We start from the raw sequence: 14,532 nt of genomic DNA on the forward strand, positions 1-14,532 counted from the left end.
GGCCATCCGCATGTTGCCGGTCAGGCCGAGCGGGCGGAGGCCCGGGGCGCGATCAGCGGATAGGCGCGGCGCACGGCGATGATCACCGCAGCGGCGACGCCGGCCTTGACCAGGTCGCCCGGAATGAAGGCGACAGCCGAGCCGACGAAGGCTTCGACAAGGCCCATGCCCGACATCGCCGCATACCAGGGAATGCCGACCAGATAGATGATGCCGATGCCCCCGATGACCGCGATGACGAAGGCGAGCGGGAAGGACAGGCGGTTCCAGAACCGCTCGGTCAGCCAGCCGATGACGAAGGTTGCGGCGAGCCAGCCATAGATGAAGCCCGACCACGGTCCGACGAAGGGCGCAAGCCCGCCGCGGCCGCCGGACAGCAGCGGCAGGCCAACCGCGACAAGGGCGAGGAAGAGCAGCATCGACAGGGTGCCGCGCCGGGCGCCGAGAATGCCGCCCATCAGCATCGGGCCCATGGACTGGGCGGTGATCGGAATGCCGAGCGCCGGGATCATCAGGGGCGGAAACACGCCCAGCACCGCCATCAGGGCGGCGAACAGGGCGATATAGACGATGTCCTTGGTGGCCATGGCGAATCTCTTGCGGGATGTTGTGAGTGGCAGCCGGGTGTGGCGCCGTTTCGGCTGACGACAGACCGGATCGCGGGGCAAAGGTCAACGGGTGAGGCGCATCGCATTGCCTGGCTGCACGGCGGACGGGCGCTCAGGCGGCGCCGATGTCGGTCCGCGCGAAGTCGTTGCCCTTGTAGAGCAGCGGCACGTCGAAATGGCGGGCGCAGGCATAGGCGAAGCAATCGCCGAAATTCAGCGCCGCCGGATGCCGGCCCTTGCCGTAGCGGGCATAGGCGTCGATGGCAATCGCGGCGGTTCCCGGCTCGATTGCGACGATCCGGACCGACTGATCGCCGAGGAATTCGTCGACCATCCGCCGGGCAATCTGTGGATCGACGCCGCGGATACGCGACAACGCGACCGATGCTTCCCAGATGGCCAAAGCGGACGTCAGGCGGCGGTTGTGCCGATCCATGCGCGCACTCAGTTGCACGGCATCGGCTTCGCCCGCCAGAATCGCGCAGATTGCCGAGGCATCGATGAACATCAGTCTTCGTAGAGACTGTCGATCCATTCCTGGGTGACGGGCAGCCCGTGACCTCCAGATGGATATTTCTCGCGCAATGCGGCGGCCTGATCGAGGATCCGCCGTGCTCCGGGCGTCACATGCTCCGTATCCGAACCGGGACCCGGTTCCGGCTTGTGGCGTTCAAGTGCGGCGGCGAGGGCGCGCCGGACGGCTTCGGTCTTCGTCGTCTGGGTCAGCGCGGCGAGCTTTTCGGCGAGTTCGCCGACTTCCGGGTCTTTCACGTAGAGCGCCATGGTCGTGCTCCGATCCGCGAGGATATCCTGTAATCTAATATCGGGATATCCGCGTGTCCAGCGGCGCGCCGAACGCCTCAGCTCAGGGTCCGCTTTACCGCGTCGGCCCAGCCGGCGAGCTTGCGGCCGCGGGTGACGGCATCCATGCGCGGCTCGAAGCGGCGTTCGAGGTTCCAGCGTTCGGCAAAGCCGGCCATGTCGGGCCACACGCCGGCCTTTTGTCCGGCGACCCACGCGGCGCCGAGGGCCGTGGTCTCCAGGACGACCGGACGGTCGACGGGGGCGTCGAGAATGTCGGCGAGGCGCTGCATGGTCCAGTCGGAGGCGACCATACCGCCGTCGACGCGCAGGATGGTGTCGGAGGCGCCGGTCCAGTCCTTCTTCATCGCCGACAGCAGGTCCGCGGTCTGGAAGCAGACGGATTCGAGGGCGGCGCGGGCGAGTTCGTTGGGGCCGGTCTTGCGGGTCAGGCCGTAGATCGCGCCGCGCGCCTCCGCGTCCCACCAGGGCGCGCCGAGGCCGGTGAAGGCCGGCACCATGTAGACCTCCTGGGCGTCGTCGGCGGCCCCGGCCATCGGGCCGGTGCGGTCGGCCCGCTCGACGAGGCCGAGGCCGTCGCGCAGCCATTGCACAGCGGCGCCGGCCACGAAGATCGAGCCCTCGAGGCCGAAGGTCGTGCGGCCGGCCAGCCGATAGGCGATCGTCGTCAGGAGCCGGTTGGAGGAGGGCACCCTGGTGTCGCCGGTATTGAGGACCGCGAAGCAGCCGGTGCCGTAGGTCGATTTCAGCATGCCCGGCTGAAAGCAGGCCTGACCGAGGGTCGCGGCATGCTGGTCGCCGGCCATGCCGCAAATCGGGATCGCGGCGCCGAAGAGGCCGGGATCGGTGGTGCCGAAGGCGGCGTCGCAATCCTTGACCTCGGGCAGCAGCGAGCGCGGCACCCTGAGGAGCCGCAGGAGGTCGTCGTCCCAATCATGCGCCTCGATGTCGAAGAGCATGGTGCGGCAGGCATTGGTGGCGTCGCTGGCATGGACCCGGCCGCCGGTCAGGCGCCACAGGAGAAAGCTGTCGACGGTGCCGAAGGCGAGCTTGCCGGCCTCGGCCCGGGTTCTGGCGCCGTCCACATTGTCGAGCAGCCAGGCGATCTTGGTGCCGGCGAAATAGGGGTCGATCAAAAGCCCGGTCTTGCGGGTGATCTCCGGCTCGTGGCCGTCGGCGACCAGCTTGCGGCAGAATTCGGCCGTGCGGCGGTCCTGCCAGACGATGGCGTTGTGGATCGGCTTGCCGGTGTCGCGATCCCAGATCAGCGTGGTCTCGCGCTGGTTAGTGATGCCGATGGTGGCAATGTCGGAGGCCGACAGCGAGGCGTCGGCGAGCGCCGTGCGGATGGTGGCGAGCGTCGAGGACCAGATATCCTCGGGATCGTGCTCGACCCAGCCCGAATGAGGGAAATGCTGCGGGAATTCCTGCTGGCCGAGGCCGCGGATATGGAAGCCATCGTCGAAGACGATCGCACGGGTCGACGTCGTGCCCTGGTCGATGGCGAGAACGTATCCGGACATGCCGTCCCCTTCTGGATGCTGGTGTTCACGATGGCAGAAGGCCGGGGCTGACCCCGGCCTTCGTTTCTCAGATGTCAGACGGTTACTTGGACGCGTTGGCGTCGGCCCAGCTCTTCACCAGCTCGTCGTAATTGACGGTGATCGGCTGTTCCTTCTCGTCTTCCTTCTTGGGCTGAGGCGCCAGCGTGCCGTTAGCCTTGGCCTGCTCCACCCAGTACTCCATGTCCTGCTCTTCGTTGAGCTTGGGACCGATGTCGCCCTGGATGCCGGCGCGCTCGATGCGCTCCATCACCTTTTCCTGCTCGGCGCAGAGGGAGTCCATCGCTTCCTGGGCCGACTTGGCGCCCGAGGACGCGTCGCCGATCGCCTGCCACCAGAGCTGTGCCAGCTTCGGGTAGTCCGGCACGTTGGTGCCGGTCGGCGACCACTGCTTGCGGGCCGGCGAGCGGTAGAACTCGACGAGACCGCCGAGTTCGGGAGCCCGCTCGGTGAAGCTCTCGTCGCGGATGGTGGATTCGCGCACGAAGGTCAGTCCCTCATGGGCCTTCTTCACGTCAACGGTCTTGGAGCCGACGAACTGGGCGTAGAGCCAGGCGGCCTGGGCGCGGTCGACCGGGGTCGACTTCATCAGGGTCCACGAGCCCACGTCCTGGTAGCCGAGCTTCATGCCGTCGACCCAGTAGACGCCGTGCGGCGAGGGGGCCATGCGCCATTTCGGCGTACCGTCCTCGTTGACCACCGGCAGGCCTTCCTTGACCGCATCGGCGGTGAAGGCGGTATACCAGAAGATCTGCTGGGCAATGGCACCCTGGGCCGGGACCGGACCGGACTCGGAGAAGGTCATGCCTTGGGCCTCCGGCGGGGCGTAGGCCTTCAGCCAGTCGAGATACTTCTCGATGGCGTAGACCGAGGCCGGGCCGTTGGTGTCGCCGCCGCGCGCGACGCAGGAGCCGGTCGGCTGGCTCTGCTCATTGACGCGGATGCCCCATTCGTCGACCGGCACGCCGTTCGGGATGCCCTTGTCGCCATTGCCGGCCATGGACAGCCAGGCGTCGGTGAAGCGCCAGCCGAGCGACGGGTCCTTCTTGCCGTAGTCCATGTGGCCATAGACCTTCTTCCCGTCGATCTCGCGACCGGTGAAGAATTCGGCGATGTCCTCATAGGCCGACCAGTTGACCGGCACGCCGAGCTCGTAGCCGTACTTCTCCTGGAAGTCGGCCTTGTTCTTCTCGTCGTTGAACCAATCGTAGCGGAACCAGTAGAGGTTGGCGAACTGCTGGTCGGGAAGCTGGTAGAGCTTGCCGTCCGGCGCGGTGGTGAAGGACGTGCCGATATAGTCGTCGAGGTCGAGGCCCGGATTGGTGACCTCCTTGCCTTCGCCTTCCATCCAGTCGGTCAGGTTGCGCACCTGCTGGTAGCGCCAATGGGTGCCGATCAGGTCGGAATCGTTGATGTAGGCGTCGTAGATGTTCTCGCCCGACTGCATCTGCGTCTGCAGCTTCTCGACGACGTCGCCCTCGCCGATCAGGTCGTGGCTGACCTTGATGCCGGTGATGGCGGTGAAGGCCGGGGCCAGCACCTTGGACTCGTATTCATGGGTGGTGATGGTCTCAGAGACGACCTTGATCTCCATGCCCTGATACGGCTCGGCGGCGTCGACGAACCACTGCAGCTCCTTCTCCTGCTCCTCCCGGGACAGGGTCGAGAGATCGCCGATCTCGGCGTCGAGGAACTTCTTGGCCGCCTCCATGTCGGCCATGGCCGGACCTGCGGCCAGGGCGATCGCCATCGTGGCGGCCGTTCCCATCAGATATCGTTTCATCATGTCGAATGTCCTCCCAGTGTGTGCCGGTGCGAGCGATGGGCATGTCCGCGTCGACCGGCGACGACGCGGTGTGGCCCGGTTCCGGCCCGTCAGACGAGCCGGAAAACCAGAACGAAGAAGACGGCGCACAGGCCGAGGGCGTACCAGAGCGGCAGGTCGACGCCCCACAGCCAGCCGAGGCAGATGAAGGCCGAGCCGAGCAGCGAGACGAACAGCCGGTCGCCGCGGGTGGTCTCGAAGCGCAGGATGCCGACGCGGGGATTGCCACCGGGCGACACCTTCTCCCAGACGCCCATCAGGGCGATGATGGCGAAGATCGCGATGAAGAAGGTGGCGGTCGGCCAGGTCCAGGCCATCCAGCTGAGGTCGATCATCGGCGGGCCTCCGTCTTGGCTGTCGGTGCGGTGATGCGCATCACACCCTCCCCAGGGCGAAGCCCTTGGCGATGTAGTTGCGCACGAACCAGATCACGATCGCGCCGGGAATGATGGTCAGGGCGCCGGCCGCGGCGAGCACGCCCCAGTCGAGGCCGGAGGCGGAGACCGTACGCGTCATGATCGCCGAGATCGGCTTGGCGTCGGTCACCGTCAGGGTGCGGGCGATCAGCAGCTCGACCCAGGAGAACATGAAGCAGAAGAAGGCGGCGACCCCGATGCCGCTGGCGATCAGCGGGGTGAAGATCTTGAAGAAGAAGCGCGGGAAGGAATAGCCGTCGATATAGGCGGTCTCGTCGATCTCCTTCGGCACGCCCGACATGAAGCCTTCCAGGATCCACACCGCCAGGGGCACGTTGAACAGGCAGTGGGCGAGCGCCACGGCGATATGCGTGTCGATCAGGCCGAAGGCCGAATAGAGCTGGAAGAAGGGCAGGGCGAACACCGCCGGCGGCGCCATGCGGTTGGTCAGCAGCCAGAAGAACAGGTGCTTGTCGCCCAGGAAGCGGAAGCGCGAGAAGGCGTAGGCCGCCGGCAGCGCCACCGAGACCGAGATCACCATGTTCAGAACGACATAGATGATCGAGTTGATGTAGCCGTTGTACCAGGACGGGTCGGTCAGGATGACCGTGTAATTGCGCAGGGTCGGGTTTTCCGGGAGCAGAGTCAGCCCGCTCAGGATCTCCTGATTGGTCTTGAAGCTCATATTGACGAGCCAGTAGATCGGCAGCAGCAGGAAGACGATGTAGAGGATCGGGATCAGCGCCTTCCAGCGGAAGCCGCCGGATGCCTTGCGGCTGCGCCGGGCGATGGCCTCGCCGGACCGGCCGGTGGGCGGCATGGCGCCGGCGCCCGGTGCCTCGACGACGTCGCGGTTTGCCGTGGTGTCAGTCATTGTCGCCTCCCTTCATCGGGCGCTCGGTGCCGACATTGGTCATGATGGTGTAGAAGACCCAGGACAGCGCCAGGATGATCAGGAAGTAGATCAGGCTCATCGCCGCCGCCTCGCCGAGGTTGAACTGGCCCAGCGCCAGCTTCACCAGGTCGATGGACAGGAAGGTCGTGGCGTTGCCCGGTCCGCCGCCGGTGACGACGAAGGGCTCGGTGTAGATCATGAATGAATCCATGAACCGCAGCAGCACGGCGATCAGCAGCACGCGGCCCATCTTGGGCAGCTGGATGAAGCGGAACACCGCCCAGCGCGAGGCGCCGTCGATCTTGGCGGCCTGGTAATAGGCGTCAGGGATCGAGACGAGGCCGGCGTAGCACAGCAGGACGACGAGGCTCGTCCAGTGCCAGACATCCATGATGATGACCGTGACCCAGGCGTCGAACGGGTCCTGCACGTAATTGTAGTCGAGGCCGAGCGAGGCGAGCGTGTAGCCGAACAGGCCGATGTCGGTCCGCGCGAAGACCTGCCAGATGGTGCCGACGACGTTCCACGGGATCAGCAGCGGCAGCGCCATCAGGACGAGGCAGACCGGCACCCAGATGCCCTTGCGGGGCATGGCCAGCGCCACGAGGATGCCGAGCGGCACCTCGATGGCCAGGATGATGGCCGAGAAGGCGAGGTTGCGGATCAGGGCGTCGTGGAAGCGCGCCGAGGTCAGCACCTCCTCGAACCAGTCGGTGCCGTACCAGAAGAACTGGTTGTTCCCGAATGTGTCCTGCACCGCGTAATTGACCACGGTCATCAGCGGGATCACGGCGGAGAAGGCGACCAGCACCAGCACCGGCATGACCATGAACCAGGCTTTGTTGTTCCAGGTCTTGTCCATGTGCGTTCTCCTAGACCCGTCCGACCAGCCGGGAATCGGCATAGAGATTGAGCGCGTCGGGCGCGAAGCGCATGGCCGCGTCGGTGGGGATCGCGACGCCTTCGCGCACGATGGCGCTGAGCGGATGCTCCCCGAGCCGGGCCCGCACGATGCGCTCCGATCCCACGTCCTCGACCTTGTCGATGGTCACCGGCACGGCGTCGCCGTCGCCGCGGTCGACGATGGTGACGAATTCCGGCCGGATGCCGAGTTCGGTCTTCGCCCCCACGGCGTAAGCCGCGCGACCGCCGGGCAGGGCGATGCGCATGTCGGAGACCATCGCGTCGCTGCCGTCGATCCGGCAGGGCAGGACGTTCATGCCCGGCGAGCCGATGAAATAGCCGACGAAGGTGTGCTGGGGCCGCTCGAACAGTTCCTCGGGCGTGCCGATCTGGACGACCTCGCCCTCGTACATGACGACGACCTTGTCGGCGAAGGTGAGCGCCTCGGTCTGGTCGTGGGTGACGTAGACCATGGTCATCGCGAATTCGCGGTGGAGCTGCTTCAGTTCCGAACGCAGCTGCCACTTCATGTGCGGGTCGATGACGGTCAGCGGCTCGTCGAAGAGGATGGCGTTGACGTCGGAGCGCACCAGGCCGCGGCCGAGCGAGATCTTCTGCTTCTCGTCGGCGGTCAGGCCGCGCGCCTTGCGGTCGGCCTTGGCCTCGAGCCCGATGCGACCGATCATGTCCTCGACGCGGGTCCTGATCGCGGCGGCCGGCACCTTCCGGTTCTTCAGCGGGAAGGCGAGGTTCTCGCGTACGGTCATGGTGTCGTAGATGACCGGGAACTGGAACACCTGGGCGATGTTGCGCGCCTCGGGCGTCAGCATGGTCACGTCGTCGTCGCCGAACAGGACGCTGCCCTCGGACGGGGTCAGCAGGCCGGAGATGATGTTGAGCAGGGTGGTCTTGCCGCAGCCCGACGGGCCGAGCAGCGCATAGGCGCCGCCGTCGTCGAAGGTGTGGTGCACCTCGCGCAGGGCGTAGATGTCGGCCGCGGCGAGGGCCGGCGAATAGGCGTGGCGGATATGGTCGAGGCGGATGCGGGCCATGGCGTTCTCCTCAGGCCGCGTGTCGGGCGGGCGCCGCGACGGCGTTGCCCGCTTCGTCGAAGACGAGAAGGCTGGCGGGATCGAAGGACAGGCGGATGGTCTCGCCGGTCTCGTGGCGGCGCACGCCGTGGACGAGGGCGATGATCCGGTCCTCGCCGACCTCGGCGTGGATGTAGGTCTCCGAGCCGGTGACCTCGGTCAGGCTGATCATTGCGGGAAAGACGGTCCCCGTGGTGTCGCCGGTCTCGACGGTGAGGTGATGGGGCCGGATGCCGCCGAGATAACGACCGTCGGGCAGGCCGGCCTGGCTCGGCGCGGCCTCGAAGACGACGCCGTTGGACGAGGTGAAGCGGCCGCCGGCCTTGGTGAAGGCCATGACGTTGAGCGGCGGATCGGAGAAGGTGCGCGCGGTCAGGAGATCATGGGGCTGGCGATAGACGTCCGGCGTCTCGCCGAACTGGGTAACGCGGCCCTTCGACAGGGTGGCGGTGCGCCCGCCCAGAAGCAGGGCCTCGTGGGGCTCGGTGGTGGCGTAGACGAAGATCGCGCCGGTCTCGGCAAAGATCTTCGGCAGTTCCTCGCGCAGTTCCTCGCGGAGCTTGTAGTCGAGATTGGCCAGCGGTTCGTCGAGCAGCACCAGTTCGGCATTCTTGACGAGGGCGCGGGCGAGCGCCGTGCGCTGCTGCTGGCCGCCGGACAGGTTGAGCGGCGTGCGGTCGAGGAAGGGCGTCAGCTTCATCAGCGCCGCGGCCTTCTGGACGGCGGCCTCGATCTCTGCCGCCGACTTGCCGGCGATGCGCATCGGCGAGGCGATGTTCTCGTAGACCGTCAGGGTCGGGTAGTTGATGAACTGCTGGTAGACCATCGCCACGTTGCGCTTGCGCACGGGCACGCCGGTCACGTCCTTGCCGTCCATGACGACGCGGCCCGACGTCGGCGCGTCGAGGCCGGCCATCAGCCGCATCAGGCTGGTCTTGCCGGCCAGCGTCGGCCCGAGCAGCACGTTGAGCGAGCCGCGGTCGAGGGTCAGCGAGACGTCTATGATGTGCTTTTCGCCGCCGACGCTGCGGCTGACGTTCTGCAATTCGAGCAATGTGTCCTCCCAGACGCGCCGGTTCTATTCGGCGGCCGTCCTCCGTTCATTCTGTCGCTGCGTCACATATTGCGCCAGTGCATCCGTCTCGTCGGCCCTGAAGCGCAGGCCGAGCTTGGTGCGGCGCCACAGGATATCCTCTGCCGTGCGGGCCCATTCCTCCGCGATCAGCCAGTCGATCTCGGCCTGGTAGAGACCGTGCCCGAAATCCCGGCCGAGTGCACCGGTCCTGGCGAATGTCGCCGCGTCGGTGCCGTAGGAGCGGACGAGCCGGTGGATCGTCGCCGCGTCGAGCTCGGGCGCCGCCTGGCGCAGCGCCGTCTCCAGCGCGCCGACCCCGTCGACGGCGAAGTCGCCGCCCGGCAGCGGCTCGTCGCCGGTCCAGCTCCTGCCCTTGGCGCCGAGATGATGGGCGATCTTGCCGAGTACTTCTTCCGACAGGACGCGGTAGGTGGTGATCTTGCCGCCGAAGCAGTTGAGGACCGGCGCTTCGCCATTGTCGCCCTCGACCTTCAGGACGTAGTCGCGGGTGGCTTCCTGCGCCTTGGAGGCGCCGTCGTCGAAGAGCGGGCGCACGCCGGAATAGGTCCAGACGATGTCCTCGGCGACGACCGGTTTGGCGAAATACTCGCTGGCGGCCGACAGGAGATAGTCGATCTCGCTTTGGCTGATCGTCACCTGCGACGGGTCGCCCTCGTAATCCTGGTCGGTGGTGCCGACCAGGGTGAAGTCGTCCTCGTAGGGGATGGTGAAGATGATCCGCCCGTCGGCGTTCTGGAAGATGTAGGCGCGGTCGTGGTCGTAGAGCTTGCGCGTGACGATGTGCGAGCCCTGGACGAGGCGGATGTGGTTGGCGCCGTTGCGGCCCATGGCGTTCTGGATGATGGCGTCGACCCACGGGCCGCCGACATTGACCAGGAAACGCGCGGTGACGGAGCGGACCGCGCCGGTCTCCTGATCGTGGAGGGCGATGACCCAGCCGTCCTTGTCGCGCCGCGCCTCGGTCACCTTGGTGCGGACCATGATGTCGGCGCCGCGCGCCGCCGCATCGCGGGCGTTGAGGACCACGAGGCGGGCGTCGTCGACGCGGGCGTCGGAATATTCGAAGCCCTTCTGGAAATCGTCCTTCAGCGGCGCGCCCAGCGGCCCGTCGAGATCGACGGTGGTCGTCGCCTTCAGCTTCCGCCGGCCGCCGATATGGTCGTAGAGGAACAGGCCGAGGCGCAGGAGCCAGGCCGGGCGCAGGCCGTCGTGATGGGGCAGGACGAAGCGCAGCGGCCGGATGATGTGCGGCGCGATGCTCCACAGCACCTCGCGCTCCATCAGGGCGTGGCGCACGAGACTGAATTCGTAATGTTCGAGATAGCGCAGGCCGCCATGCACCAGCTTGGTCGACCAGGAGGACGTGCCGGAGGCGAGATCGTTCATCTCGGCGAGCCCGACCCGGTAGCCGCGGCCGACGGCGTCGCGGGCGATGCCGCAGCCGTTGATTCCACCACCGATGATGAAAACGTCGTAATCCAGAAGAGCCTCCCCAGGCTTCGCACCGCAACATTCGAGGTTGCGATTGCGAATATCAGGAGGCTATTACGAAACCAAACCGAACGTCAAACGAAAACTACGCGGCGGCGTCGGCCTTGGCCGGATCGCGCCGGCCGGCCTCGATCAGACGGACCTCGCGCTCCTGGCAGATCTGGCGGATTCCGTCGGGCGCGACGTCGGTGACGAAGGTGTGGACCTGGTCGAGATGGCCGATCCGCACCGGGGCGCTGCGCTCGAACTTGGACGAATCTGCCGCCAGGATGACGTGGCGCGCATTGGAGATGATCGCCTGGGCGACGCGCACCTCGCGGTAGTCGAAATCCAGGAGCGAGCCGTCGGGATCGATGGCCGACACGCCGATGACGGCGAAATCGACCCGGAACTGGCGGATGAAATCCACCGCCGCCTCGCCGACGATGCCGCCGTCGGAGCGACGCACGACGCCGCCGGCGATCACCACCTCGATCTCCGGATAGGGCCGCATGACGGTGGCGACGTTGATGTTGTTGGTGATGACCATCAGCCCGGCATGGCGCAGCAGGGCGCGGGCGACGGCCTCGGTCGTGGTGCCGATATTGACGAAGAGCGAGGCGCGGTCCGGCACGAGATCGGCAACCGCCCGGCCGATCGCGCCCTTCTCGTCCGCCGCGATGGTGCGGCGGGCGTCATAGCCGACATTCTCGACCCCGGAGGACAGCACCGCGCCGCCATGGACGCGGGCGAGAAGCCGCTGATCGCAAAGGTCGTTCAGGTCCTTGCGGATGGTCTGGACCGACACGTCGTAGCGTGCCGCCAGTTCCTCCACCGAGACGCGGCCGCTGCGCTTGGCACTTTCGAGTATCTGCGTCTGCCGGTCCGACAGCATGGTTCACTCCTCCCGTGACGGAGCGATCATGGGCAAAACGAAACCGAAGCGCAAGAAACGAAAGCGAAGCTGATCATCGGCGTCGCTGGCGGTCGCGGCACCGACCGGCGACGTGCCGAGCGGCCCGCGTCCCGAGGCCGTCAGATGGCGGAGCGGTCGGCCTCGGCGAGATAGATCTCGCGCAGGCGCCTGGCGATCGGGCCGGGCGTACCGGTGCCGACGGGCTGGCCGTCGATCTCGACCACCGGCATGACGAATGTGGAGGCGGAAGTGACGAAGGCCTCGCTGGCGTTCTTCGCCTCTTCGAGGGTGAAGCTGCGCTCCTCGACCTTGACGCCGTCGTCGGCCGCCAGCTTCAGCACCGCGGCGCGGGTGATGCCGTGCAGGATCGAATGCGACAGATCGCGGGTGATCAGCGTGCCGTCGGCGGTCACGATATGGGCGTTGTTGGACGAGCCTTCGGTGACGATGCCGTCCTCGACCAGCCAGGCGTCGTCGGCGCCCCTCGACTTGGCCTCCATCTTGGCCATGGACGGGTAGAGCAGCTGCACCGTCTTGATGTCGCGGCGGGCCCAGCGCAGGTCGGGCACCGAGGCAATGCGGATGCCGGTGCGCGCCGCCGGCTTGTCGCGCAGAACCATGGCCTGTGTGAACAGGACGAGGGACGGCGCGGTGTCCTTCGGCGGGAACATGAAGTCGCGATCGGCGGCGCCGCGGGTCACCTGCATGTAGATCAGGCCCTCGTTGAGGCCGTTGCGGGTGACCAACCCACGGTGGATCGTCAGCAATTCCTCCTCGCTGGCCGGCGAGGGCATGTCGAGTTCGCCGAGCGAGCGCGCCAGCCGCTTCATGTGCGGGCCGAAATCGATCAGCTTGCCAGACAGGACAGTGGTGACCTCGTAGACGCCGTCGGCGAACAGGAAGCCGCGGTCGAAGACCGAGATCGTCGCCTCTTCCTCGGGGACGTAGGCGCCATTGACGTAAACGGTACGGGACATGCCGGACTCCTGTGACAGATCGCTGCCGTGCATACGACGTGGCGCGGCCGGGTGGAAGCCAAGCGGGAAAGATCGCGCGCCGGCGACATTTCCGGCTTTCGCCGCGGAACGCGCGGGGCTACGGCAATAGATCACATCCCAAGAGGCGAGGCGCCGCATCTGAGCGGCCTCGTCCCGCAACGCATGGAGGAATGCTTGGATATCGGAACGACGACACCGGCGATCGTGACAGGCGCAGGCTCGGGTCTCGGGCGCGGCACGGCCCGCGCACTGGCCGCCAAGGGGGCCAAGGTCGCGGTGCTGGACCTCAACGAGGAGGCCGGGCAGGCGGTCGCGGACGAGATCGACGGCGTCTTCGTGCGCTGTGACGTGTCCGATTCCGAATCGGTCCGGCAGGCACTGGGGCTGGCCGTCGAGGCGATCGGCACGCCGCGCATTCTGGTCAATTGCGCGGGCATCGTGGCGGGCCGCAAGACGATCTCGCGGGGCGCGGCGCATGATCCGGCGCTGTTCCAGAAGGTGATCGCGGTCAATCTGATCGGCTCCTTCAACATGGCGTCGCAGGTGGCGCAGCTGATGTCCGAGGGCGACCCGCTCAACGCCGACGGCGAGCGCGGCCTGATCGTCTCGACCTCGTCGGTCGCCGCCTTCGACGGCCAGATCGGCCAGCTCGCCTATTCGGCCTCCAAGGCGGCGATTGCCGGCATGACGCTGCCGATGGCCCGCGACCTGGCGCAGACCGGTATCCGGGTGATGACCATCGCGCCGGGCATCTTCGAGACGCCGATGCTGGCCGGCATGCCGGAAGAGGTGCAGGCCTCGCTGGCGGCCGCGGTGCCATTCCCGTCGCGCCTGGGAACCGCCGACGAATACGCCAAGCTAGTCGTCCACATCGCCGAGAACGCGATGCTCAACGGCGAGACGATCCGCCTCGACGGCGCCATCCGGATGGCCCCGAAATAGGACCGCGACCGCGGCGGCCGGGTTGCCAAGGACGGCAGCCCGGACCGTCGCCCCATATCGCAGAGCCGAGAGCGGGCAGGGCCCGCAAGAGGAGGACAGATGGGCGAAGACAAGGTCGTACTCACCAGCCGGGAGGGCCGCGTCGCGATCCTCACCCTGAACCGGCCGAAGGCGCTGAATGCGCTGAATTCCGAGGTCATGCGCGAGATCGTCCGGCTGACCGCCGAGCTCGACCGCGACCCCGGTGTCGGCGCGATCCTGATCACCGGTTCGGAAAAGGCCTTCGCCGCCGGCGCCGACATCAAGGAGATGGAAGACCGCACGGTCATGGAGATGATGCTCGCCGACTGGTTCTCCGACTGGGAGATGCTGGAGCGGGTGCGCACGCCGATGGTCGCGGCGGTGTCCGGCTTCGCGCTGGGCGGCGGCTGCGAACTGGCGATGATGTGCGACCTGATCATCGCGTCCGACACGGCAAAGTTCGGTCAGCCGGAGATCAAGCTCGGGGTCATTCCGGGCATGGGCGGCTCGCAGCGCCTGACCCGCGCGGTCGGCAAGTACAAGGCGATGGACATGATCCTCACCGGCCGGATGGTCGAGGCCGAGGAGGCCGAGCGGATGGGCCTCGTGTCGCGGCTGGTGCCGGCGGCCTCGCTGATGGACGAGGCAATGGCCGCCGCCCGCACCATTGCGGAGTTCTCCAAGCCGGCGACGATCACCGCCAAGGAAGCCACCAACCGGTCGTTCGAGGTGGGCCTGCGCGAGGGGCTGCTGCATGAGCGCCGCACCTTCCACGCGCTGTTTTCCGGCTCCGACCAGAAAGAGGGCATGTCCGCCTTCCGCGAGAAGCGCGCCGCCGTGTTCAAGCACGGGCAGGACTGACGGCGGAATGCCGGCTGGCCATGCCCAGGCGCATGGCCGGCAGGTGCAGGGACGGCAGGGCGCTATCGGCAGGCCAAGCCCCGCGCCGCCGCAACGAAAAAGGCCC

The 14,532-nt window shown here is 67.0% G+C and carries 15 protein-coding genes; 2 read left to right on the top strand and 13 right to left on the bottom strand.

Annotated elements, in window-relative coordinates:
• Nucleotides 1-20: 20 nt before the first annotated feature.
• The 13 genes from SI859A1_RS06265 to SI859A1_RS06325 all read right to left on the bottom strand — a co-directional run bounded on the left by SI859A1_RS06265 (nt 21) and on the right by SI859A1_RS06325 (nt 12,581).
• Nucleotides 21-587 carry a biotin transporter BioY gene (locus tag SI859A1_RS06265; RefSeq protein ID WP_009208989.1) on the bottom strand — a complete coding sequence of 189 codons (567 nt, stop codon included), beginning with the start codon at nt 585-587 and terminating at the stop codon, nt 21-23.
• Nucleotides 588-720: 133 nt separating this feature from the next.
• Nucleotides 721-1,116 (bottom strand): type II toxin-antitoxin system VapC family toxin, encoded by a 396-nt coding sequence (locus tag SI859A1_RS06270; RefSeq protein WP_040325447.1) that lies wholly within the window; start codon nt 1,114-1,116, stop codon nt 721-723.
• The gene (locus SI859A1_RS06275; RefSeq protein ID WP_040325449.1) at nt 1,116-1,391 is read right to left on the bottom strand and encodes a type II toxin-antitoxin system VapB family antitoxin; all 276 of its coding nucleotides are present in this window, start codon (nt 1,389-1,391) and stop codon (nt 1,116-1,118) included. Before SI859A1_RS06275 ends, SI859A1_RS06270 begins: the two co-directional genes overlap by 1 nt.
• Before the next feature lie 77 nt (nt 1,392-1,468).
• Nucleotides 1,469-2,953 (bottom strand): glycerol kinase GlpK, encoded by a 1,485-nt coding sequence (gene glpK, locus SI859A1_RS06280; protein WP_009208991.1) that lies wholly within the window; start codon nt 2,951-2,953, stop codon nt 1,469-1,471.
• 82 nt (nt 2,954-3,035) lie between these two features.
• The gene (locus tag SI859A1_RS06285; RefSeq protein ID WP_009208992.1) at nt 3,036-4,775 is read right to left on the bottom strand and encodes an ABC transporter substrate-binding protein; all 1,740 of its coding nucleotides are present in this window, start codon (nt 4,773-4,775) and stop codon (nt 3,036-3,038) included.
• A 92-nt stretch (nt 4,776-4,867) separates the two neighbouring features.
• Complete coding sequence (locus SI859A1_RS06290) at nt 4,868-5,152, bottom strand: DUF2160 domain-containing protein (protein ID WP_040325451.1); 285 nt, start codon at nt 5,150-5,152, stop codon at nt 4,868-4,870.
• A gap of 40 nt (nt 5,153-5,192) precedes the next feature.
• Nucleotides 5,193-6,107, bottom strand: coding sequence for a carbohydrate ABC transporter permease (locus SI859A1_RS06295; RefSeq protein WP_009208993.1), 915 nt, complete (start codon nt 6,105-6,107; stop codon nt 5,193-5,195).
• Nucleotides 6,100-6,990 carry a carbohydrate ABC transporter permease gene (locus SI859A1_RS06300; protein WP_009208994.1) on the bottom strand — a complete coding sequence of 297 codons (891 nt, stop codon included), beginning with the start codon at nt 6,988-6,990 and terminating at the stop codon, nt 6,100-6,102. The genes SI859A1_RS06295 and SI859A1_RS06300 overlap by 8 nt, the downstream gene beginning before the upstream one ends.
• 10 nt (nt 6,991-7,000) lie before the next feature.
• Nucleotides 7,001-8,083: an ABC transporter ATP-binding protein gene (locus tag SI859A1_RS06305; RefSeq protein ID WP_009208995.1), complete on the bottom strand. Its 1,083-nt coding sequence runs from the start codon at nt 8,081-8,083 to the stop codon at nt 7,001-7,003.
• A gap of 10 nt (nt 8,084-8,093) precedes the next feature.
• Nucleotides 8,094-9,176 (bottom strand): ABC transporter ATP-binding protein, encoded by a 1,083-nt coding sequence (locus tag SI859A1_RS06310; RefSeq protein WP_009208996.1) that lies wholly within the window; start codon nt 9,174-9,176, stop codon nt 8,094-8,096.
• 24 nt (nt 9,177-9,200) lie between these two features.
• Complete coding sequence (gene glpD, locus SI859A1_RS06315) at nt 9,201-10,700, bottom strand: glycerol-3-phosphate dehydrogenase (protein WP_040325453.1); 1,500 nt, start codon at nt 10,698-10,700, stop codon at nt 9,201-9,203.
• Nucleotides 10,701-10,794: 94 nt separating this feature from the next.
• Complete coding sequence (locus tag SI859A1_RS06320; RefSeq protein ID WP_009208998.1) at nt 10,795-11,583, bottom strand: DeoR/GlpR family DNA-binding transcription regulator; 789 nt, start codon at nt 11,581-11,583, stop codon at nt 10,795-10,797.
• A gap of 140 nt (nt 11,584-11,723) precedes the next feature.
• Nucleotides 11,724-12,581: a D-amino-acid transaminase gene (locus SI859A1_RS06325; RefSeq protein WP_009208999.1), complete on the bottom strand. Its 858-nt coding sequence runs from the start codon at nt 12,579-12,581 to the stop codon at nt 11,724-11,726.
• A gap of 183 nt (nt 12,582-12,764) precedes the next feature.
• Between SI859A1_RS06325 and SI859A1_RS06330 the strand changes: the two genes are divergently transcribed.
• A complete protein-coding gene (locus SI859A1_RS06330) occupies nt 12,765-13,544 on the top strand; it encodes an SDR family NAD(P)-dependent oxidoreductase (RefSeq protein ID WP_050767458.1) in 780 nt (259 codons plus the stop codon).
• A 99-nt stretch (nt 13,545-13,643) separates the two neighbouring features.
• Nucleotides 13,644-14,426: an enoyl-CoA hydratase gene (locus SI859A1_RS06335; RefSeq protein WP_009209001.1), complete on the top strand. Its 783-nt coding sequence runs from the start codon at nt 13,644-13,646 to the stop codon at nt 14,424-14,426.
• Nucleotides 14,427-14,532 lie beyond the last annotated feature (106 nt).

The sequence above is a fragment of the Aurantimonas manganoxydans SI85-9A1 genome (genome assembly GCF_000153465.1).
In the GTDB taxonomy this organism is placed as follows: Bacteria; Pseudomonadota; Alphaproteobacteria; order Rhizobiales; family Rhizobiaceae; genus Aurantimonas; species Aurantimonas manganoxydans.